The organism is Thermoproteus uzoniensis 768-20, assembly GCF_000193375.1.
GTDB lineage: Archaea > Thermoproteota > Thermoprotei > Thermoproteales > Thermoproteaceae > Thermoproteus > Thermoproteus uzoniensis_A.
This window is the reverse complement of sequence record NC_015315.1, coordinates 684,753-703,802: the sequence shown is the minus strand read 5'-3', so window position 1 is coordinate 703,802 and position 19,050 is coordinate 684,753. Positions and strand designations below refer to the sequence as shown.

The 19,050-nt window shown below is 63.0% G+C and carries 23 protein-coding genes; 13 read left to right on the top strand and 10 right to left on the bottom strand.

The window, feature by feature from the left end; all coding sequences use genetic code 11:
- The first annotated feature begins 4 nt into the window (after window positions 1-4).
- Window positions 5-220: a type II toxin-antitoxin system VapB family antitoxin gene (gene vapB, locus TUZN_RS03875; protein WP_013679630.1), complete on the top strand. Its 216-nt coding sequence runs from the start codon at window positions 5-7 to the stop codon at window positions 218-220.
- Between the two features lie 98 nt (window positions 221-318).
- Here vapB and lysX read toward each other — a convergent pair whose 3' ends face one another.
- A complete protein-coding gene (gene lysX, locus TUZN_RS03870) occupies window positions 319-1,140 on the bottom strand; it encodes a lysine biosynthesis protein LysX (RefSeq protein ID WP_148678578.1) in 822 nt (273 codons plus the stop codon).
- A gap of 41 nt (window positions 1,141-1,181) precedes the next feature.
- Window positions 1,182-2,459 carry an argininosuccinate lyase gene (gene argH / locus TUZN_RS03865; RefSeq protein ID WP_013679628.1) on the bottom strand — a complete coding sequence of 426 codons (1,278 nt, stop codon included), beginning with the start codon at window positions 2,457-2,459 and terminating at the stop codon, window positions 1,182-1,184.
- Between the two features lie 71 nt (window positions 2,460-2,530).
- On the opposite strand from argH, the gene carA reads away from it, so the two are divergent.
- Window positions 2,531-3,631: a glutamine-hydrolyzing carbamoyl-phosphate synthase small subunit gene (gene carA / locus TUZN_RS03860; protein ID WP_052886068.1), complete on the top strand. Its 1,101-nt coding sequence runs from the start codon at window positions 2,531-2,533 to the stop codon at window positions 3,629-3,631.
- Here carA and TUZN_RS03855 read toward each other — a convergent pair.
- Window positions 3,628-3,909 (bottom strand): hypothetical protein, encoded by a 282-nt coding sequence (locus TUZN_RS03855; protein ID WP_052886067.1) that lies wholly within the window; start codon window positions 3,907-3,909, stop codon window positions 3,628-3,630. The two genes, carA and TUZN_RS03855, sit on opposite strands and share 4 nt — an antisense overlap.
- 157 nt (window positions 3,910-4,066) lie before the next feature.
- On the opposite strand from TUZN_RS03855, the gene TUZN_RS03850 reads away from it, so the two are divergent.
- Window positions 4,067-6,289, top strand: a complete 2,223-nt coding sequence (locus TUZN_RS03850) for an elongation factor EF-2 (protein ID WP_013679625.1) — start codon at window positions 4,067-4,069, stop codon at window positions 6,287-6,289.
- 8 nt (window positions 6,290-6,297) lie between these two features.
- On the opposite strand, the gene TUZN_RS03845 is transcribed toward TUZN_RS03850, so the two are convergent.
- A complete protein-coding gene (locus tag TUZN_RS03845) occupies window positions 6,298-6,522 on the bottom strand; it encodes a hypothetical protein (RefSeq protein WP_013679624.1) in 225 nt (74 codons plus the stop codon).
- Window positions 6,519-7,730: a bifunctional phosphopantothenoylcysteine decarboxylase/phosphopantothenate--cysteine ligase CoaBC gene (gene coaBC, locus TUZN_RS03840; protein ID WP_013679623.1), complete on the bottom strand. Its 1,212-nt coding sequence runs from the start codon at window positions 7,728-7,730 to the stop codon at window positions 6,519-6,521. Before coaBC ends, TUZN_RS03845 begins: the two co-directional genes overlap by 4 nt.
- A gap of 124 nt (window positions 7,731-7,854) precedes the next feature.
- Here coaBC and TUZN_RS11220 point away from each other — a divergent pair, with 124 nt between their 5' ends.
- Window positions 7,855-7,992, top strand: coding sequence for a hypothetical protein (locus TUZN_RS11220; protein ID WP_158305066.1), 138 nt, complete (start codon window positions 7,855-7,857; stop codon window positions 7,990-7,992).
- Here the strand turns inward: TUZN_RS11220 and TUZN_RS03835 are convergent.
- On the bottom strand, window positions 7,989-8,219 hold the full coding sequence (locus TUZN_RS03835) for a hypothetical protein (protein ID WP_013679622.1): 231 nt from the start codon (window positions 8,217-8,219) through the stop codon (window positions 7,989-7,991). The genes TUZN_RS11220 and TUZN_RS03835 overlap by 4 nt on opposite strands.
- Window positions 8,219-9,019, bottom strand: a complete 801-nt coding sequence (locus tag TUZN_RS03830; protein WP_013679621.1) for an RAD55 family ATPase — start codon at window positions 9,017-9,019, stop codon at window positions 8,219-8,221. The genes TUZN_RS03835 and TUZN_RS03830 overlap by 1 nt, the downstream gene beginning before the upstream one ends.
- 86 nt (window positions 9,020-9,105) lie before the next feature.
- Between TUZN_RS03830 and TUZN_RS03825 the strand changes: the two genes are divergently transcribed.
- Window positions 9,106-9,702 (top strand): mechanosensitive ion channel family protein, encoded by a 597-nt coding sequence (locus TUZN_RS03825; RefSeq protein WP_013679620.1) that lies wholly within the window; start codon window positions 9,106-9,108, stop codon window positions 9,700-9,702.
- Window positions 9,699-10,922 (top strand): glycosyltransferase family 4 protein, encoded by a 1,224-nt coding sequence (locus tag TUZN_RS03820; RefSeq protein WP_013679619.1) that lies wholly within the window; start codon window positions 9,699-9,701, stop codon window positions 10,920-10,922. The genes TUZN_RS03825 and TUZN_RS03820 overlap by 4 nt, the downstream gene beginning before the upstream one ends.
- Window positions 10,923-10,925: 3 nt before the next feature.
- Here TUZN_RS03820 and TUZN_RS03815 read toward each other — a convergent pair whose 3' ends face one another.
- Both TUZN_RS03815 and TUZN_RS03810 read right to left on the bottom strand, forming a co-directional pair.
- Window positions 10,926-11,276, bottom strand: coding sequence for a DUF488 domain-containing protein (locus tag TUZN_RS03815; protein ID WP_013679618.1), 351 nt, complete (start codon window positions 11,274-11,276; stop codon window positions 10,926-10,928).
- A gap of 350 nt (window positions 11,277-11,626) precedes the next feature.
- Complete coding sequence (locus tag TUZN_RS03810; protein WP_202795130.1) at window positions 11,627-11,872, bottom strand: hypothetical protein; 246 nt, start codon at window positions 11,870-11,872, stop codon at window positions 11,627-11,629.
- A 92-nt stretch (window positions 11,873-11,964) separates the two neighbouring features.
- Between TUZN_RS03810 and TUZN_RS03805 the strand changes: the two genes are divergently transcribed.
- The 7 genes from TUZN_RS03805 (at window position 11,965) to rnhA (ending at window position 17,460) form a co-directional block, all read left to right on the top strand.
- Entirely contained in the window at window positions 11,965-12,867 is a 903-nt protein-coding gene (locus TUZN_RS03805; RefSeq protein WP_013679616.1) for a homoserine kinase, read from the top strand.
- Between the two features lie 70 nt (window positions 12,868-12,937).
- A complete protein-coding gene (locus TUZN_RS03800; protein ID WP_052886065.1) occupies window positions 12,938-13,546 on the top strand; it encodes a hypothetical protein in 609 nt (202 codons plus the stop codon).
- A 2-nt stretch (window positions 13,547-13,548) separates the two neighbouring features.
- Complete coding sequence (locus TUZN_RS03795) at window positions 13,549-14,616, top strand: SPFH domain-containing protein (RefSeq protein ID WP_013679614.1); 1,068 nt, start codon at window positions 13,549-13,551, stop codon at window positions 14,614-14,616.
- Window positions 14,613-14,912, top strand: a complete 300-nt coding sequence (locus TUZN_RS03790; protein WP_013679613.1) for a hypothetical protein — start codon at window positions 14,613-14,615, stop codon at window positions 14,910-14,912. Before TUZN_RS03795 ends, TUZN_RS03790 begins: the two co-directional genes overlap by 4 nt.
- A 2-nt stretch (window positions 14,913-14,914) precedes the next feature.
- Window positions 14,915-15,946 carry a TFIIB-type zinc ribbon-containing protein gene (locus tag TUZN_RS03785; RefSeq protein ID WP_013679612.1) on the top strand — a complete coding sequence of 344 codons (1,032 nt, stop codon included), beginning with the start codon at window positions 14,915-14,917 and terminating at the stop codon, window positions 15,944-15,946.
- Window positions 15,943-16,839 (top strand): TFIIB-type zinc ribbon-containing protein, encoded by an 897-nt coding sequence (locus TUZN_RS03780; RefSeq protein ID WP_013679611.1) that lies wholly within the window; start codon window positions 15,943-15,945, stop codon window positions 16,837-16,839. The genes TUZN_RS03785 and TUZN_RS03780 overlap by 4 nt, the downstream gene beginning before the upstream one ends.
- 39 nt (window positions 16,840-16,878) lie before the next feature.
- Window positions 16,879-17,460, top strand: a complete 582-nt coding sequence (gene rnhA, locus TUZN_RS03775) for a ribonuclease HI (RefSeq protein ID WP_013679610.1) — start codon at window positions 16,879-16,881, stop codon at window positions 17,458-17,460.
- Here rnhA and TUZN_RS03770 read toward each other — a convergent pair.
- Complete coding sequence (locus TUZN_RS03770; protein WP_013679609.1) at window positions 17,457-18,947, bottom strand: 7-cyano-7-deazaguanine synthase; 1,491 nt, start codon at window positions 18,945-18,947, stop codon at window positions 17,457-17,459. The genes rnhA and TUZN_RS03770 overlap by 4 nt on opposite strands.
- Window positions 18,948-19,050 lie beyond the last annotated feature (103 nt).

Below are 19,050 nucleotides of genomic sequence, written 5' to 3'. Positions count from 1 at the left end.
TGACGTGGTGCTGAGCGTAAGGATTCCAAAGGAGTTGAAAGAGAGGATGGATAGGTATAAAGTCGACTGGAAGAAGGTCATAATCGAGGCTATCGAGGAGAAGCTTAGACAGCTGGAGGCCGAGGAGGCCCTTAAAGAGCTGGAGAGGCTGAACGAGGGCCTCCCGCCGGCGTCGGCGCCCAGCTGGAGGCTCATTAGGGAAGACCGTGATAGTAATTGACCCCAGCGTATCGAGCGTCTCGTAATCGCTAGGGCAGGCCTCCCAAACGCCCCGTTCGGAAAATCGGCGTCGACGAGCCTGCAGGCTCCCCGACGCGCCTAACGCCGCGCTACCTCCAGCACGGCCTCCGCTATGGCGCCGGCTACGTCGACGCCCGTCACCCTCTGGACGTTCTTGAACTCGGGCACGCCGTTGACCTCAAGCACCTTGTAGCCGTCCCTCGACTCGACGACGTCGATCCCCGCGTACATCGCGCCGACGGCCTCCGCGGCTTTGACCGAGATCTCCTCAAGCTCGCCGTCTATCTCGACGGGCTCCGCCTTGCCGCCCCTGGCCGTGTTTGTGCGCCAGTCCGACGAGGAGTATCTGTATATCGCCGCGACGGCCCTCCCAGCCACCACGGTCACCCTTATGTCCCTCCCCGGCTTCTCCACGTATTCCTGGACCAAGAACTCCTGCATCGAGGACTCGAGGTGCCTCTTGTGGGCGACTATCGACGCGAGGTCGTCGGGCGACTTGGCGAGGCTGACGAGCCTCCCCCAAGAGCCGTCCAGAGGCTTCACTATGACGGGGTAGCCGAGGGCCTCGGCCGCCTTGAGGGCGGGCTCTAGGCCGAACGCCAGCGCCGTCCTGGGCGTGGGGACGCCGGCGCGCCTCAAGGCCAGATAGGTCAGGTACTTGTCGTGGGATATATATAGCGACTGGGCCGAGTTTATAGACACGCCGCCGGCCGCCTCGTAGGTGTGGGCCAGCGGGAGGACCTTGGACCTCCCCGCGACTCTTATAAGGCCCACGAGGCCCAGCCCGTCAGGCGCGGCGAGGTTCTCGGCGTCTACGAGCCTCACGGAGGCGTTGCGCCTCTTGAGCGCGTCTAACAGCAACCGCTCGTCGAGCCTCAGCAAGTCGTAGACGAAGTCGATTTCCCCGACATCGCCGTCTGGAGGCGCTGACCTTTATAAGCTTATTGTTGACAGATAGAGAGCTTCTCCTTAGCCGAGTTCCTAACCCTTTCGGGGTCGGGAGAGCCCAGCACGGGCCTCCTAACGGCCTCGCGGGGGTCTGGAAGGTCGGCGGAGCCCGCCTTCACAGCCTCGGCTGTCTTGAAGTAGGCCTCCCTGAAGGGGACGCCGCCGAGTGCCAGCCTCTCCGCGGCGTCAGACGACGTCGTGGGGTACCTCTTGGCGTCTTGGTAGGCCTTGTCGCAGTTGAACCTCATGCCCTCCAGGAAGCTCCTCAACACGGCGACGCCCTCCTCGGCGGTCTTGAACACGCGCCAGAGATGCCGCGTCGCCTCCTGGAGGTCGAGGCTGTAGCCGTACCCTATCTTTTCCTGGACGGCTAGGAGGGCCGAGGCGTCCGCCACGGCCTCGGATATACGGGCTCTCAAGACCTCGAGAGTCACGGGGTTCCTCTTGTGCGGCATTATGCTGCTGGTTGACACGTGCTCGGCGGGCGGCTCAACGTAGCCCAGCAACGGGCTGGACCAGGCCACCAGATCGTCCACAAACCTCGAGAGCTCGGCGAGGGCCGAGGCCACGACCGACGCCGCGAGGCTTGCGAAGAAGCGGCTCGACGAGGCGTACAGCGTGTTCTCGACGACGCCGCCGAAGCCCGCCAGCTGGGCCAGCCTCTTGCGGTCCAGCGGGGCCGAAGTGCCGCCGGAGGGCCCCGAGCCCAGAGGCGACTTGTCGACGATGGGCCTAACCGCCGAGAGGGCGGAGAGCAGGTCGGACAGAAGCTCGTAGAGGGCGAGGAGGTAGTGGCCGAAGGTTATGGGCTGGGCCGGCTGGAAGTGGGTGAAGGAAGGCATGACGCAGTCGGCGTATTCCGCCGCGCGGCGCGCCGCGACGCACATAAGGCCCTTGACCTCTCTGGACAGATTGTCCATGTGGCGCAGGAGCCTCAGCCTTATGGCGGCCGCCACGTGGTCGTTCCTGCTCCTGCCGAGGCCGACCCAGCCCCCGGCGGGCCCCACCTTCTTGATGAGGTAGTCCTCGAGAGCCTCGTGGACGTCCTCGTAGCCCGGCCTCAGGAGATCCTCGACGCGGACCTCCCCCAACGCCGCGAGCACGGCTTCCCCGTCGCCCCTCGGCACGAGGCCCGCCTCGGCCAGATGGGCCGCATGGGCCTTCATGACCTCCACCACCTCCCTCGCTATCTCGGCGTCGTCCTGGATGCTGGAGGTGTACCCGGCCACCACGTCGCTCGAGCCCCCGATCCATCTCCTGTAGAGGGCCATGTGGGCCCGGAGCTCCGGCTATAAATACGCGCCGCCTGCCAATATATTATCGAAAATAGCGCGAAAGACTTATATATGTCAAATGTCGTGGAGGCGATGTCCCAGGGGCGAACCATAGGGCCTACCTCGTCCTCGAAGACGGGACAGTACTAAAAGGCAGGGCGTTCGGCGCGGACAAGACGGCTGTCGGCGAGGTTGTCTTCACGACCGCCGTCGTCGGCTATCCGCAGTCCATCACGGACCCCAGCTACAAGGGGCAGATACTGGTCTTCACCCACCCACTCATCGGCAACTACGGCGTCTCGGAGGACCAGTACGAGTCGGAGGGGCCGCAGGCCGAGGCGGTAGTAGTCCACGAGGCGACGCGGCCGAGCCACTACAAAGCCGTGATGTCTCTCGACGAGTGGCTGAAGGCGTCCGGCGTGCCGGGGATAGAGGGGGTAGACACGAGGGCTCTCGTCCTCAAGCTTAGGGAACACGGCGTCATGATGGGGGCCGTCGGCCAGGAGCCCCCCGACGAGTTGCTGGAGAGGGTGAGGAAGTCGCCGAGGTACGACGAGGTGAACTACGCCTTGATGGTCTCGCCTAAGGAGCCCGAGGAGCTCGGCGACGGGAAGATCTGCGTGGGGGTCGTGGACTGCGGCGTCAAGAGGAGCATATTGAGGGAGCTAGTCAAGAGGGGGGTCAAGGTCTTGAGGGTGCCTTGTCTGAGGTGGGAGCTGGCGCTCAAGTGCGACGCCGTGCTCTTCAGCCCAGGCCCAGGCAACCCCAATCTGCTGGATAGGGTGGCCGAGGGAGTCAAGGCGGCGGTGGAGATGAGGCTCCCCGTAATGGGCATATGTCTGGGCCACCAGGTGGTGTCCAAGGCGCTCGGCGCGAGGCTGTACAAGCTGAAGTTCGGCCACCGCGCCTCCAACAAGCCGGTTAGAGACTTGGCCTTCACCGGCAAGACCTACATAACCACGCACAACCACGGATACGCGGTCGATCCGGCCGGGAGCGGGCTGAGGCCGTGGGCCGTACAGCCGGACGACGGCACAGTGGAGGGGCTCTACCACCCAGACCTGCCTATCTTGACGACCCAGTTCCACCCAGAGGCGGGGCCCGGCCCGAGAGACACGACGTGGGTATTCGACAAGTTTCTAAAAATGGTTGGAAACGGCCTCCGCTAGCCCCACATCTCCTTTGTTGTTAGGTATTTTCTCAGCGTTTCTGGGTCTATTGTGCATCCGTTGTTGTTTAGCCATTTGTGGAGCATTGTCAGTATTAGCTCTGCGTTGTGTCTGCCCACTAGCGACGTCAATACGTCGTATGTCCTCCAAGGCTCTTCAAGAAGAACCTTATCAAAGGGATAGCCCAAAGCCGCAAGAGACTTAAAATGAAGAAGACCCCTAAGAGAAAAATCCAAAGAACCATAAAAACGCGCCAACAAAGACCGAGTAAGGCACATAGAAGAATGGTCGATGTCTAGGATAAAAACTTTACGTTATATTTTGATATGTCTAGCGGAATTGCCGTCCCCTCTCCCCCGCTCTCAGTCCTAAGCATATAGGGCTAGATCTCGGCGGCGGATTAAATGTTTTTATATCGATGCCTCACTGCCTCGCATGTCCAGCGTCGTCAGGATAGTCGAGAAGCAGCTGGATGAGATCTTGGCCATAGCTAGGAACCCCGCCCAGATACGGAACGCCGGCACTCTCGCCCACGTGGACCACGGCAAGACGACCACGTCGGACTCGCTCCTCATGGGCGCCGGCCTCCTCTCGCCTAAGGTGGCGGGCAAGGCCCTCGCCATGGACTACGTCGAGATAGAGCAACTGAGGCAGATGACCGTCAAGGCGGCCAACATATCGCTGTACTTCGAATACGGCGGCAAGCCGTATCTCATAAACTTCGTCGACACGCCGGGCCACGTCGACTTCACGGGACACGTCACGCGATCCCTCAGAGTCATGGACGGAGGCCTCGTCGTCGTCGACGCCGTGGAGGGCGTCATGACGCAGACCGAGACGGTGGTCAGGCAGGCGTTGGAGGAGTACGTGAGGCCCGTCCTCTTCATCAACAAGATAGACCGCTTGATAAAGGAGCTGAGGCTCTCGCCGCAGGAGATCATGCAGAGGATACTGACTATAGTGAAGGAGTTCAACTCCCTCATAGACATGTTCGCCCCGCCCGAGTTCAAGGACGCCTGGAAGGTGGATCCGGGCAAGGGCCAGGTAGCCCTCGGCTCGGCCCTACACAAGTGGGGCATAACTATACCCATGGCCCAGAAGACAGGCCTCAAGTTCAGCAATATAGTCGACGCCTACGAGAAGGGCTACGTGGACAAGCTGGCCGCCGACTACCCGCTCTACAAGACCCTCCTGTCGATGATAATCGAACACATCCCGCCGCCCAACGTGGCCCAGAAGTACAGAATACCGAGGCTCTGGAGAGGCGACCTCAACAGCGATGTCGGCAAGGCCCTCCTCGAGGCTGACCCCAACGGGCCCACGGTCATTGCGGTAAGCAAGGTCAACGTGGACCCGCACGCCGGCCTCATCACGACCGGCCGCGTCTTCTCGGGGACTATAAGGGAGGGCGACGAGGTCTACATAATCGGCGCCAAGTCCAAGAGGAAGGTCCTCCAGACCTATATCTACATGGGCCCGTCCCGCATAGTGGTGCCCTACATGCCGGCCGGCAACATAGTGGCGCTGCTCGGCACGGACGACGCGAGGGCCGGCGACACTATCGTGGCGGCCAACTTTAGCAGCATACCGCCGTTCGAGCGCATGAAGTACATATCGGAGCCGGTGGTCACCGTGGCGATAGAGCCCAAGAACCCCGCCGACCTGGCCAGGCTGGTGGAGGCCCTCAAGGAACAGGTCATCGAGGACCCGACCCTCGAGGTCAAGATAGACCAGGAGACCGGCCAAATACTGCTGTCGGGCGTCGGCACGCTCCACCTGGAGATAGCCACGTGGATGCTCAAGGAGAGGACCAAGATAGACTTCACCGTGTCCCAGCCGTTGATAAGGTTCCGCGAGGCCGTTAGGGCCAGATCCGACGTGTTCGAGGGCAAGTCCCCCAACAAGCACAACCGCCTCTACTTCTACGTGGAGCCTCTCGACGACGCGACGATAGAGCTCATAGCGACGCGGGAGATAACCGAGGAGATGGACCCGAGAGACCGCGCCAAGATATTGAGGGAGAAGGCCGGGTGGGACACAGACGAGGCGAGGGGCATCTGGGCCATAGACGACCGCTACTTCAACGTCCTCGTCGACAAGACCTCCGGCATTCAGTACCTCCGCGAGATTAGGGACTACATAGTGCAGGGATTCCGCTGGACCACCGAGGCGGGCCCGCTGGCCCAGGAGCCGATAAGAGGGCTCAAAGTCGTGTTGACAGACGCCGTAGTCCACGAGGACCCGGCCCACCGCGGCCCCGCCCAGATAATGCCCGCCACCAAGAACGCCATATTCGCCGCCATCCTGTCGGCGAAGCCGACGCTCCTGGAGCCCCTCTTGAAGCTCGACATCAAGGTGCACCCGGACTACATAGGCGCCATCACGTCGGTCCTCAACAAGCATAGGGGCAAGATACTGGACATGACCCAGGAGGAGTACATGGCCATGATAAGGGCCGAGCTGCCGGTCCTTGAGTCCTTCACCATAAGCGACGAGCTACGCGCCGCCGCCGCCGGCAAGGTCTTCTGGTCCATGCAGTTCTCCAGATGGTCGCCGGTGCCCGAGGCGATGCTGGCGGATCTCGTGAAGCAAATACGCAAGAGGAAGGGCCTCAAGGAGGAGATACCGAAGCCCACCGACTTCATAGAGGCCTTCTAGTTTATAGTTTACATACCGTCTGCGGTTTTCCTCGCCCCGCCTCCCGGCTTTCTGAGGCCTTCGTTGTGGCGCGCCACGGCTTTCCTGACCTCCTCGGCCGTCCCAGAGGCTATGACCGAGGCCCTCTCGAGGTCTATCCTCGCCCCGCAGAACGGGCAGACGTGGGACTTGGCGCCCGACTTGGCCGCGCTCGCCATACCGCAACGGGGACAGACAACCGCCAGATACCTCATCGCCCAAGCGCCTTGACGGCTCTGTCTAGGACAGCCCGCGCGAGCTCCCTCTTGTGGGCGGGCCCCAGCCTCTCGACCCTCCCGTCGCTATATATCGCTATGTATTGGTCCTTAAGCGTGCCGAAGCCCAGCCCCGAGACGTCGTGGGCGAGGACGAGGTCCCAGCCGCCCTCCTCCATCCTCGCCCTGGCCCTTTTCAGGAGCTCCTCCTCCGACACGCCGTACTCCGCCTTGAAGCCCACGATATAGGCCTTGGGGTTCAGCCTCCTGGCCTCAGCCGCTATTTTCGGCGCCCTGAGGAGCCTCACGGTGTACTCGGCCACGTCGCTACTGATCTTCCCCGACGCCTTCTCCGCCACGTAGAAGTCCAGAGGAGCCGCCGCGAAGACCATGAGGTCTTGCGAGGGCGCCAGCTCGGCCACCGCCCTATACATGTCGAGGACCGACACCACGGGCACGGCCTTGACGTTCGGAGGCGCCTTGACGCCGGGGCCCGCCACCAGCGTCACCTCGGCCCCTCTGGCCGCCGCCTCCCGGGCAAAGTATATACCCGTAAGGCCGGAGCTCGGCGTAGATATGTATTTTATGTCGTCGATGTGCTCGTGGGTGGGCCCCGCCGTCACGAGGACCCTCAGCCCCGACATGTCGCGGGGCGCCGACGCGTCTATCACGGACTCGGCCACCTCCTCCACCTCGGGGTACTTCGCCTTCCCCTCCTCGATCTTAGGCTCCACCACCAACGCCCCCCAAGACCTCAGCCTGGAGAGAGCCTCCTGGAGGGCCGGGTTGCGCCACATGGCTAGGTTCATCGTCGGCACAAACACCGACCGGGCCCCGGCCCCCAGAGCCGCGTGTATGCACGTGGACGCCACGTCGTCGGCTATGCCCAGAGCGGCCTTGGCCACTGTGTTGGCAGTCGCGGGGGCGACAACCAGCAGGTCGGCCCTCGCGCAGACAGAGACGTGCTCGGCCCTCCCCGTCAGCCTGGAGACAGGCCTCCTCCCCGTGGCCCACCTAAACAGCTCGGGGCTGACGAGGCGCGCCGCCTTATCCGACAAGACGGCGGTGACGTCGGCCCCGTGCCTAATCAAGAGCCGGGCGAGGTCTATAGACCTATATAGCGATATCCCCGAGGTAACTGTTAAGACGACGGATTTGCCGTCTAGGAGATGTGAGTAGGAGTATCTAATCGGCTCTACCTCAGCCACGACGCCAGAGGGGAGCCGGTTAAAAACCATGCCCCAGCCAGCATCAGTTGATCTTAAGAAATATATTTCCTTGATATTTCTATATTTATCTTGTTTCTATATAGCGTAAACCGTTTAAAAACACATGAAGGTGGTCGAACTAAACAAAAAGGTGGCTGTGTTGAGGTTCGCCAAGGGAGGAATACTCGTGCTGATATTCGTCCTCGCGCTAGTCGGCATAATCAACCCGACCGGCATAACTTCAGGCGGAGGCATAGCCTAAACAATTATATTTTCGTTCATAGCTTGGTAGACATAGCTTTTCTTTACCTGCTCCAGATCAGCTACATCTGCTACTATGACAAGCTCGGCGTAATTAGCTAGAACGCCCAACAATATTAGGTATTCCCTCGAATCGCCCGGGGCAGTATTCTCCAACGGAACTAATCCGGTAGCCACGACGTATTTCGGCCTTATCTTCTCCATCACAACGTCTGCGTAGAACTTCATCAGGTCGTAAACGTAGACGCGGACACCATCCTCTCAGGTGAGACGTTGAGCCTCTTCGCTATATTAAACGGCGATATGACGATGAGGTAGGAGTTCTCGTGGTCGAGAAACTGCTGGACCCTCTGCGCTAACGCAGACTCGCTAGAGGAGTAGATTCCTATCACGGCCCCTTTAAATGCAACGACCCGCTCTTTATCTTCCAGAGCTAGCTGGTTCACGTAGATTTTCTCTGGCTTCTCTACCGGCACGACCCATGGCAGGCCTACGCCCTCGACTATGTCGAAGATATATCGAGGGCTCGGCGGCCTCTTCCTCGACTTCACCAACTGCGCGTATCTGATAATGTGGCCTATGGAGTTTACTCTGTACCATATCTTGACCACGTGGTCGGCCACGTACTGGAGGCGCTTGTGGCGCATCTCCGAGATCACTATGACCGGCATGTGGCGCGAGACCTGGTAGAAGGTTGAGTGGACGAAGCTGGCCGAGTCGGAGTCGGGGGGAACTAGGCTGTTGACGGGGTCGACGACAAGCATGTCGTACTCGCCTACGTGGTCTAGGGCGTATTTGGCTATGTTCTCCCGGAAGGTCCTGGGGAAGTGCTTGAAGTCGAACTTCTTCTCGGGGGCGTTGAGCCTCTTCAGGAGGGCCGAGAAGTACTCCTCGGTCTCGCTGGTGGATATCCAGAGGACCTTTCCCTTGGCTCGAGACGCCACTCTGACGGCGAGTGAGGTCTTCCCGCTCCCGGGCGGTCCGTATATGAGAGTCATCCCCTCCAGGAGGTCCTGTAAGAAATCCACGGTGCACCGCATGCACCGATTTATACGTGTTGCGGTGCGCCGCGGCGTTTGCCCAAACCTTTATATCGGCGTGCGCCGTCTTTTCCATGTCGCCGCTATACGTCGCCCTCCACGCCCTCATCGCCGTCCTCATCGCGGCTGTGGGGTACCTCGTGGGGAGGCTCGTGCGCTGGGCGTTGGCCAGAGGCCTGGCCAGAGTCGGCTTCGACGACTGGTTCAAGCGGTTCAACATCGGCCGGGCTATTCTGAGGTCGGGCTACGCCGCCGGCGAGTTCTTCGGCTCTGTCGCGGCGTGGCTGATCTACCTCACCTTCGTCCTCCTGGCGGCGGCCTACCTCGCCTACTCTCTGGGCTACCCCGCCTGGGGCGACGCCCTTATCGGCGTCGTCAACGTCTACGTCTACGGCTTCGTGAAGTTCTTCATAATCGCCATAGTGGGCTTTATCCTGGTCGACGGCTTCGTGGAGTACGTCTACCGCGGCGCCATACTCAAGGAGGACTCCCGGCTCCTGGCGCCGGTCGCCGAGTACGTGCGGGTGGTGCTCTACCTCGTGGTGATAACCTTCGCCCTACAGCAAGGCGGGATAGACGTCTCGACCTTAAGCCAGATGCTCATACCCATCACCTGGGGCCTCGTGGCGGCCATGGTGGCCGTGGCCGTCCTCCAGGCAGTGCGCAGATGAACGTCTTCGTCGTGGCGCCGCAGACCTCCAGCTATAGGGGGCCGGAGCTCACGGCGGCCCGTCTGGCCAAATGGGCGGCGCGGCTGGGCCACAAGGCCTGGCTCGTCGCCGGCGCCTTCCACGACTGGGAGCCCGTGGTGCCGGAGAGGGATCTGGCGAGGAGCCTCTCGGGCTACGTCGCATTCGAGAGGGATCCCAAGGCCGGGGTCCCCTCTCTGAGGATCCTCAGCTCGCGGTCCGCCATACCTGCCAGGAGAATCGCGGCGAGGGACTTCTTCTCGGCCCTGCGCCGGATGGACGAGGAGCTGGGCGTCGACGTCCTTCTCGTCCACTCCACCTTCTGGAACGGCCCAGAGGAGGCGGCTAGGTGGGCTAGGTGGAAGAGGGATCTGGCCTCTATAGGCGAGGAGGTCAGGCCCACGTCGTTCCTCTACATGCCCCACTACAGGCCACCGGAGCCGGGCCTCAGCCCCGTGGAGAGGACTCTGCGGATGGCTTGGAACGCCACGGCGCTTCCCCAAATCCTCCAAGCCGCCGGGCGGGTCCTCTGCGTCAGCCCTCCCGAGTGCGACGAACTGGCCTCCATGGGAGCCGGCGGGGAGAAGATAGTCCACTTCAAGGGGCTCCTAGACGACGACGTGGCGGGCGCCATAGATAGGGCCTCGCCGGACCTCGTAAGGGATAGGCTGAAGATCAGGGAGGACCTCGTCGTGTCCTATTTAGGCCCGCTGGAGCCCAGGAAAAACCCCCTGGCCGTTCTGCAGATAGCCAAGAGGCTTGCGGGGCGGGGCATAGCCTTCGTGATAGCCGGCGCGGGGGAGGAGGCGGAGAGGCTGAGGCGGGAGGCCAGAGGGCTCCCCAACGTGTATCTGGCGGGGCTCCTCTCGGAGGAGGAGAAGGCCTCCCTCGTGAGGGCCTCCCTCGCCAACGTGATCCTTTCGAGGTCTGAGGGGCTGGGCATAGCCCAGCTGGAGTTCATGTACGGCGGAGTGCCGGTGGTGACCAGCGCATCCTACGGCCAGAGGTGGCTCGTCAGGGACGGCGTCGACGGGGTGCACGTCAGCGGCCCCGACGACGTGGAGGGAGCCGCCAGGGCCATAGAGGCGCTGGCTAGGGACGACTCCTTGAGGGAGTCCTTGGGCAGAAACGCGAGGGAGAGGGCCAGGGAGTTCCTCATGTCTAGAGGCGTCGCCGAGCTTCTGGAGGCCGCGAGGCCTTAAGCCCTAACCGCGCCGTTCGGCCAGCCGCCGCTCGAGGTACTCCTTGAGGGCCACGGCGTTGTTGTAGGGGCTCCTCGCCGCATATAGGAGCGTCACGTCGCCCCGCTCGGCCAGCCTCAACAGCTCCTCGACCTTGGGGTTCTCGTCGAGCTCGCGCCAGTATCTGGCCTTGAACTCCTCCCACTTCGCCGGGTCGTGGGAGAACCACCTCCTCAGCTCGTCGCTCGGCGCGACCTCCCTCATCCATATATCGACCGCATCCCTCCTCACGCCTCTAGGCCACAGCCTGTCGACCAAAACCCGGAGCCCGTCCCCAGGCTCGGGGGGATCGTAGACCCTCTTGACTTTAATCACGCCGAACGCGCGCCTCCTCTTTATATCAGTGCGCCTAGCGGCCGGCGCCGACCTCGGCCGACGGCTCCGGGGGCTCCCGCCGGGGCCTGCGGCGCCTCATCTCGAGCACGCGGAGGTAGGCGTCGCGGAGCGCCGGATCCTCGAGGCGCCTCCAAACGTATCTGTAGAACCCGTTAATGAACTCGACGTAGGGCGCCGCGTCGGTGATCGCCGACCTCTTGTGGAGCTCAGATGTAGTTCCCTATCTCGTAGTAGGCGAGGTCGGCCGTGTATTGGCCGTCCAGCAACTCGACCGACTTCTTGGGGCTCAGCTCGACCAGCTAACGATGGCCGAGGAGTCGAAGACGTACCTACCTCGCCGCGCGATCCTCCCTGACGCTCCTCGCGACATAGTCCTCCCCGTAAGCCGCGCTGGCTTTCCTAAGGCCCTCGGCCACCCTCTCTGCAAGCGAGGCCAGCTCCTCCAGTTCCCTCCTCTTGACTACCTCCAGCGCCTTTCTGAGAAGCTCCGACACGTTTATCCCGTACCTTCTCGCCTTCTCCAAGACCGACCGCCTCACCTTGGTAGACACAGCAACCCAACTCATGTCTACCATAGATGTCTACATTGTTAAGCTTACGGCTGCGAGAGGTCGCGGCCGGCCAGACGCGAGCGCCAACTATATATATTCTCTATTTCGCCCCTCCGATGTATATAGGGAGGGCCCCCTCCACTAGCGCCAATTTGGGGTCCGGCTTCGACGTAGTGGCTGTGGCCCACGACGCCTACTTCGCCGAGGCCTACGTATCTGTGGGCTCGGGCTGCGGCGTGCACGTGAAGTTCAAGGGCTTCGACCCGGGGCCCGACAACACCGTCGTGAGGGCCTTCGACAAGCTCTTCGCATACCTGGGCGTCTGTAGAGGCGTCGAGGTCGAGGTGGTCAACAAAATACCCATAGCCAGAGGGCTCGGCAGTAGCGGGGCCTCGGCCGTGGCGGCGCTCTCGGCCTTCGTGAGGGAGGCCGGGCTCGAGGTGGATCCCAGGGTCGTTGTCGAGGCGGCGGGCCACGGCGAGGCGGCGGCGGCCGGGAGCCCCCATTTCGACAACGCCGCGGGGGCCGCGTTGGGAGGGGCCGTGGTGATAACCTCCCTCTCGCCTCTAGATCTCGTGAGGTTCAGCCCGCGGCTGACCTTCGTGGTGGGGGTCCCCGAAGTCCCGCCTATGCCCAACAAGACTAAGGCCATGCGGGAGGTGTTGCCCAAGAGCGTAGAGTTCCTGACCTACGTGCGGCAGATCTCCAGAGTGGCGGCCCTGGTGGCCGGCCTCGCCAAGTCGGATCCCGGGCTGGTGGCCAGGGGCATGCAGGACGAGGTGGTCGAGGCGGCGCGGGCGCCTCTCGTGCCGGGCTACGGCAGGGCGAGGAAGTACGCCTTGGAGGCCGGCGCTCTGGCCGTCGCGCTGTCGGGGGCGGGGCCCTCGGTCATAGCGCTGGTTGACGACAAGAACGCAGACGCCGTCAAGGACGCTGTCCTGAGGGCCTACGCCGAGGAGGGGCTTAAGGCCGAGGCCAAGGTGGCCTCTATAGCGGAGGGCGCGTTGGGCCAGGCCTAGGCACAAGCACACGCAGTCGAGAACGCGGGCTGTTGGGTTAAGAAACTTATTTAAGGGGGTCTATACCCCCATGAGTTTGACCACCAACATCGTAGAGAAGATAGCCTCCTATATACCGGGCTACGCCGGCTATAAACAGAAGGAGTTGAGGAGGGAGTCGGACGCCTTGGTGAGGCGCCACGTCTCGTCGGTGTTGTCGTCGGCGAAGGCCAAAATGGTCCTCACGCCCACCGCCGCCAGAGCCGTTGCGGCCAACCCCGACGCCAGATATCTATGGGACTCGGCGAAGGCCCTCTTCGACAGAGTTATACAGAGAATAGACAAAGCCCCGGAGGGCTACTCGGGCTTCTACGACTTGGTCAAAGTGGACGAGGCGGCGCTCGACGAGATCTACAGGATGGACCTGGCGCTGGTGGAGAAGGCGGGCGAGGTGGCGAAGCTCGTCGACGAGATCTCGGCGGCTCAGCCGGGCTCCGACGTCTGGATCCAGAAGTTGCAAGCCCTCTCCTCGGCCCTCTCCCAGCTGGACTCCGCAATAGACGAGAGGAGCAACTTCATCGCCGGCTACACGAGACAACAAGCCGAGGCCGCCGGCCGGCAGATCGGCGCGATCCAGACGGCGGAGCAGGGGAGGGAGGGCGGCCGCGGCTTCTTGAAAAGGCTCTTCGGGGGTAGGTAGCCATGCCGCAGGTCATACAGTGGGTTAACCCCAAGGAGGACGAGATAATCTGGCGGTACCCCGTCGACAGGATCGAGTGGGGCGCCCAGCTGGTCGTGGAGGAGTGGCAGGCGGCCGTCTTCTTCAGAGACGGGAAGGTATACGACGTGTTCCGCGCCGGACGCCACACGTTAACCACCATGAATCTGCCCCTGCTCACCGCCGCGTTGAGCAGAATAGCGGGCTTCGAGAAGTCGCCGTTCGTCGCCACGGTCATATACGTCTCGCTTAAGCAGTACAAGCTCCCGTTCGGCGGCAGGGGGCAGACCGTGGAGCTCGCGCCGATACAGTTCTACGGCTCTGCCTGGTTCCGCGTCGCCGATCCGGCCCTCTTCGTGACCCAGGTGGTGGGGGGACAGGGCGTGTACACTACGGAGGACCTCCAGCAGTTCCTCAGAGGCTACTTCAACGAGTCGCTTATGGCCGAGCTCTCCAAACAGTCCATCTTCACAATATACCAATCGCTGGAGCAGGCGTCCTTCGTCCTCAAGAACGCGCTCGATCCCTATTTCAAGAGGCTGGGTCTGGAGCTGATAGACTTGAGGTTCGAGGGGCTGGACGTCACGGACCCCATATGGCGCGACAGGCTGTTCTACATAAGGGCGGCCGGCGTCAGCGCGGCCGACTACCTGCGCATGGAGGCGGTCGAAAAGGCGGCGGCGGAGCTGGGCAAAAGCCCTGGAGCCGCCGTGGGGGCGGGCATAGCCATAATCCCGCCGCTGTTCGGCCCGATTGCGGGAGGCGGAGGGGCCGCCGGAGGCGCGCCTGCCGGAGGAGGCGGGGCGGGCGGAGGGGCTGGAGGAGGGAGCGGCGGGGGCGGCCAGCCCCCCTCCACCATAGTGTCGACTCAGCTGGCCCAGCAACAGCAAGGCGTGGTCTGCCCGAGATGCGGCTTCGTGAATCCTCCCGGGGCTAAGTTCTGCATGAACTGCGGCGCGCAGTTGCCTCAGGAGAAGATATGCCCCAAGTGCGGGTTCAGGAACCCGCCGAACGCCAAGTTCTGCATGAACTGCGGGACTCCTCTGCCATGAGGGCGCAGGAATACGCCCTCGCCGCGGCGGTGATAGCCGAGGGCGCGTACCTCGTCGCCGCGTCTCTCAGGCTTGTGCCCCTCTCGGCGTACCTCGCGTCGGGCGTCCCTCTGATCGCGTTCGGCGTCTTGTATATAGCCCTCGGCGATAGGCGGGCCTCGCTCTGGGGAGGCTTTGTGGCTCTGGCGGGCATCGCGCTGGCGGCGGGAGGCGCGGCCTCCCCGCTACTGGTGATCGGGGCGGCCTTGTTGTTGGTCGGCCTCTTCGCCTTAGTGGCCGGCCGCGGCGGGCGTTGACCGTGGCGTCGGAGACCCAGTTCAGATGCTCCTACTGCGGGGCCCCGCTAGACGTCACGCCCGACTCTGTCGTCGTAGTGTGTAGCTACTGCGGCAAGGCCAACTTCGTGGCCGGCGACGTCCCCAAGGAGGAGCTGGGCGATCCGGTGGCCGTGCCCGCCATAAAGAGCGACGAGGCGGCCAAGGCCGCCGTAGAGGCGGCGCGGAGGAGCTTAGAGCTGAGGTTCAGGTTCAAGAAGCTGACATTCGGCGATCCGGACCTCTACTACGTCCCCTATTTCTTCGTCTCCGCCAACCTGAAGGCCAAGTACAGGGCGAGGGTCGAGGTGGTCTACACGAGGACGGTCTACGTCGGGGGAAGGGCCCAGACCGAGGTGGTGACGAGGACCGTCAACGTGTCGGGGCAGGTCGAGTACGGCGGCACTATCCCCGTGATGGCTAGGAGGAGCGCCGGCGGCATAGCCGCGGAGAGGCTCGCCCAACGGTACATGGAGTCCATGCCCAAGGCGGTTCCCCTGGAGGAGATACCCTTGAGCTACAGGACGTCCAAGGCGTTTTTGGCCGCGGAGTTCGGCAAGTCGAGGGCTGTCGCCGTGGCGCTTAGGGAGGCCGTGGATAGGCTGCTCGACGAGGTCGATAGAGACGCCAAAAGGAGGGCGGCCGACGCCGTGGGCCATCCAGGCGCCAGCGCTAAGGTGCTGGACAAGACGGTCGACTACGAGGTGGAGAGAGCCGAGGCCTCGTCGGTGACCTACATCCCTGTCTGGGTCGTGCCGTATGTTTACGACGGATCGCTCTACGCGTTCGCCCTGTCCGGCTGGGACGGCAGGCCCCTAGCGGCGGCGAGGCCGGTCTTCCTAGAGCAGAAGCTGGGCTACGCCGCGGCGGCGACAATCGCGGCCGGCCTCATAGGCGGCTTCGGCGGCGCAACGTTCCTCCACAGCTGGGCCGTAGGGGCCGGGATAGTGGCCGCCGGCGGCGTCTTGGGATACCTCGTCGCTAGGAATGTGGTGAAGGTTAGGACTGTGAAATGAAGGTCCGTTGTCCCTACTGCGGGGCCGAGTACGAGGCGCCGGAAGGCGCGCAGTATCTGGTCTGCCCCTACTGCGGCACCGTCCTCAGACAAGGGCAGGTCTACGAGAAAGTCTACGTATTCAAGGCATCTCTGGACAAAACCGACGCGTTTAAGAGAGCGCTTTCGCTAAGGCCTTGGGCCTCTCCGGAGGATCTGGCCTCGTCGGCGTCGTTGACGTCGGCGGAGCTCCACTTCCTTCCGCTCTATCTCTACTATGTCTATTTTGAGCCTCTGAAGGAGCTGGCCACGTACGCGACTGCGCTTGCGGTGGAGAAGCCGCCGTTTTACGTCCCGAGAGATTACAGATTTCCGGCGCGGTGGAGAATTCCCTTTAAGCCTTCGCTGGAGAGAACCGCCGTATTCCACCAGCCCCAGCTAGATCCCGAGACGGCTTGGGCCGCAGCCTCAAAGCCCTACGAGAAAGAGGCCCGGAGCTACGCCGCGGCGTTTAAGAAGCCCATAAGCGACAAGACGACGTTCGAGGGAATAGTCTACTACCCCTTCTGGAGGCTCCGCTACGCCTACGGCGGAAAGGAGTACGAGGCCGTCGTCGACGCGGCGGAGGGGGACGTCGTCTATATGGAGTATCCCGTCTCGCGCACCGGCAGGGGGACCTCGGCGGCCATTGCGCTGTCGATTGTGTTGGGGGCCGCCTTGCTCGGGCTGTTCGGAGCCGCCGTGAGCCCGGCGGCCTTTGTGGCAGTCCACAACCAACGTTTACTGGAGACTGTGGCGCTGGCGGGCCTAGCCGGAGGGGGCGTCGCCGGCTTGATAAGCGCGTCTAAACTACTCGCCTTCACCGTGGAGAGGAAGGCTATATACAGGTCCGACAGAGACGTCGAGCTCGTGTAGGCCGACGACAAGGCTAAAAACCCGGACGGACTCCACGACGTGAGATGCGCCGTGTATTTCGACGGGGCGTGCGAGCCAGTCAATCCCGGCGGGCTGGGCACATACGGCTACGTGATCTACGACGAGGGCGGCAGAAGGCTGGATAGGGGCTACGGCGTGGCTTGCCACGGCGACGGATGCACCAACAACGTGGCGGAGTACGTCGCCCTGCGCGAGGCGTTGAGGCGGGCCAAGGAGCTGGGATGCGACGAGGTGGAGATACGGGGCGATAGCCAGCTCGTGGTTAGGCAGATCAAGGGGGAATGGGCGGTAAACTCCCTCAAACTTATGGAGCTGAAGGACGAAGTCGAGGCGCTCCTCGCCGGCTTCGCCCGGTGGAGCGTGGAGTGGGTGCCCCGCGAGGCGAACAAGGAGGCCGACGGGCTCTCCCAGATAGCCTACGAGGTCTACGCAGCGCAGTACGGCTACGGCGGAGGCGACGGCTGGATCCAGACTCTCATAGGCGAGGTTAGGAGGGCCGCGGAGGCCGAGGGGCTGAGGCCTGAGGAGGCCGCGAGGATACTCGCGGCTCTGCTCAAGAAGTACAGGCTGGGCGAGTTGAGGGAGTTGGCCGAGGGCTAGCCTCTCCTCTCGGGCGGACGCCAGACGTAGGGCCTCGTCCCGCGCCAGAACTCCTCCTCGGTCTCGGGCGGCAGGTCGTACTCGACGGGGTCCCTCACGCCGTTTATCTTGAAGGCGAGGCGCCTCATATAGCAGGGGCCGCAACGGCCGCAGTGTTTGGGCCCCTTGTCGTAACAGCTCCAGGTGAGGTGCAACGGGGCGCCCACCTCCAGCCCGAGCCTCACTATCTCGTGCTTGACGAGGCCGCCCACCGGCATCAACAGCTGGACCCTCCTCTGGGGGCCCGTTGCATAGGGGAGCGCTTGGTTCAGCAGGCGGACGAGCTCCATCTCGTTGTCGGGATACGCGCCGGCCTCCTCCATGTTTATGCCCAACGCCACGTAGTCGTAGCCCCAGGCCTCCGCCAACGCGACGGCGAGCGCTATGAAGACGAAATTCCTCGCGGGGACCCACTCGTGGGCGAACTCCGCCCCCTCGCGCCCCATGTCGACTCTGTTTATCTCGCCCTCGCCGAGGAGGGGGGAGCGGCCGGCCAGCTTGAAGAAGTCCATGTCGACCTCTATGAGAGGCGTCCCCAGAGCCTTCGATATCTCCCTCACGGCCCTCCTCTCGGGATCCTCTGCCACGTGTCTGTAGTTGAAGTGGAGGAGCGCCACCTCGTAGCCCTGCCTCAAGAGGGCGGCCGCCGCCGTCGTGGAGTCGAGCCCTCCGCTGGCCACAACGAGGGCCCTCCTCCGCCTGCCGGGCTCCGCGTCGGCCTTCCACAGACTGGCCGATCTCCAGGTCTTGTCGACGCCGACCTCCACAACGGTGTAGGGCTCCAGCCTCTTGACGTAGTTGCCGTCCCAAGGCGCCACGTCGCCTTGTAGATACGCGTCGGAGCTCGCGAAGAATAGGGCGTTGAGTTGCCGGTCCCACATATAGTAGAGGGGGCGGAAGTTGGCGGCGAGCCAGAGCCTGCCGGGCCTCGCCGAGTCGAGCACGGCGAGGGCGTAGCTCCCCACGACCTCGTCCCTCAAGATTCGCTGCAACCCCTCGAGGGATCCGTCCCACACCTTCTCGAGGAGCGGCGGCAACACCGCCGTGTCTATTCTGGACCTCCGCCTCAGCCCATACCTCCTCTCCAGCTCCACGTCGTTGGCGATAGTGCCGTTGTGAGTGACCGCGATCCTCTCGCCCAACATGGGCTGTATGTCGTCCTCGGTCTTCCTCTCCACATGCTCTGTCGTGGGCTCCGCCCTGTTGTTGAAGATAGCGGCGACGGCGTCCACGCCGACCATTTCGGGCATGTCCTTGAGCGCCTCCGGCGCCGGCCTCCTGTCCTTGTAGACCCTATACGATCCCGATCTGTCCAGAACGGCGATGCCGAAGCTGTCCCTGCCCCTCTCTGTAGCCGCCTCGGCTATAGCCCTGAGCTTCGCCTCTATCGCGGCGGCCCTTTCCCGATCCAGATCCCCGAAGATCAACACGCCGCCGATCGAGCACATGGCCTAACCTACCCATTATATAAATACCGAGGCGCCAAGCCTCTAGGAGGGGCGCTTAAAGGCGCGGCGGGTATCTAAGGAAAGGGCGGCAGAGGTCGGTTGT

Bases quoted from the DNA above. Each gene is read 5' to 3' on its own strand.
- argH (WP_013679628.1), bottom strand. From the start codon at position 2,459: ATGGCCCTCTACAGGAGATGGATCGGGGGCTCGAGCGACGTGGTGGCC.
- TUZN_RS03855 (WP_052886067.1), bottom strand. From the start codon at position 3,909: ATGTGCCTTACTCGGTCTTTGTTGGCGCGTTTTTATGGTTCTTTGGAT.
- TUZN_RS03850 (WP_013679625.1), top strand. From the start codon at position 4,067: ATGTCCAGCGTCGTCAGGATAGTCGAGAAGCAGCTGGATGAGATCTTG.
- TUZN_RS03845 (WP_013679624.1), bottom strand. From the start codon at position 6,522: ATGAGGTATCTGGCGGTTGTCTGTCCCCGTTGCGGTATGGCGAGCGCG.
- TUZN_RS11220 (WP_158305066.1), top strand. From the start codon at position 7,855: ATGAAGGTGGTCGAACTAAACAAAAAGGTGGCTGTGTTGAGGTTCGCC.
- TUZN_RS03835 (WP_013679622.1), bottom strand. From the start codon at position 8,219: ATGAAGTTCTACGCAGACGTTGTGATGGAGAAGATAAGGCCGAAATAC.
- TUZN_RS03825 (WP_013679620.1), top strand. From the start codon at position 9,106: ATGTCGCCGCTATACGTCGCCCTCCACGCCCTCATCGCCGTCCTCATC.
- TUZN_RS03820 (WP_013679619.1), top strand. From the start codon at position 9,699: ATGAACGTCTTCGTCGTGGCGCCGCAGACCTCCAGCTATAGGGGGCCG.
- TUZN_RS03810 (WP_202795130.1), bottom strand. From the start codon at position 11,872: ATGGTAGACATGAGTTGGGTTGCTGTGTCTACCAAGGTGAGGCGGTCG.
- TUZN_RS03805 (WP_013679616.1), top strand. From the start codon at position 11,965: ATGTATATAGGGAGGGCCCCCTCCACTAGCGCCAATTTGGGGTCCGGC.
- TUZN_RS03800 (WP_052886065.1), top strand. From the start codon at position 12,938: ATGAGTTTGACCACCAACATCGTAGAGAAGATAGCCTCCTATATACCG.
- TUZN_RS03795 (WP_013679614.1), top strand. From the start codon at position 13,549: ATGCCGCAGGTCATACAGTGGGTTAACCCCAAGGAGGACGAGATAATC.
- TUZN_RS03790 (WP_013679613.1), top strand. From the start codon at position 14,613: ATGAGGGCGCAGGAATACGCCCTCGCCGCGGCGGTGATAGCCGAGGGC.
- TUZN_RS03780 (WP_013679611.1), top strand. From the start codon at position 15,943: ATGAAGGTCCGTTGTCCCTACTGCGGGGCCGAGTACGAGGCGCCGGAA.
- TUZN_RS03770 (WP_013679609.1), bottom strand. From the start codon at position 18,947: ATGTGCTCGATCGGCGGCGTGTTGATCTTCGGGGATCTGGATCGGGAA.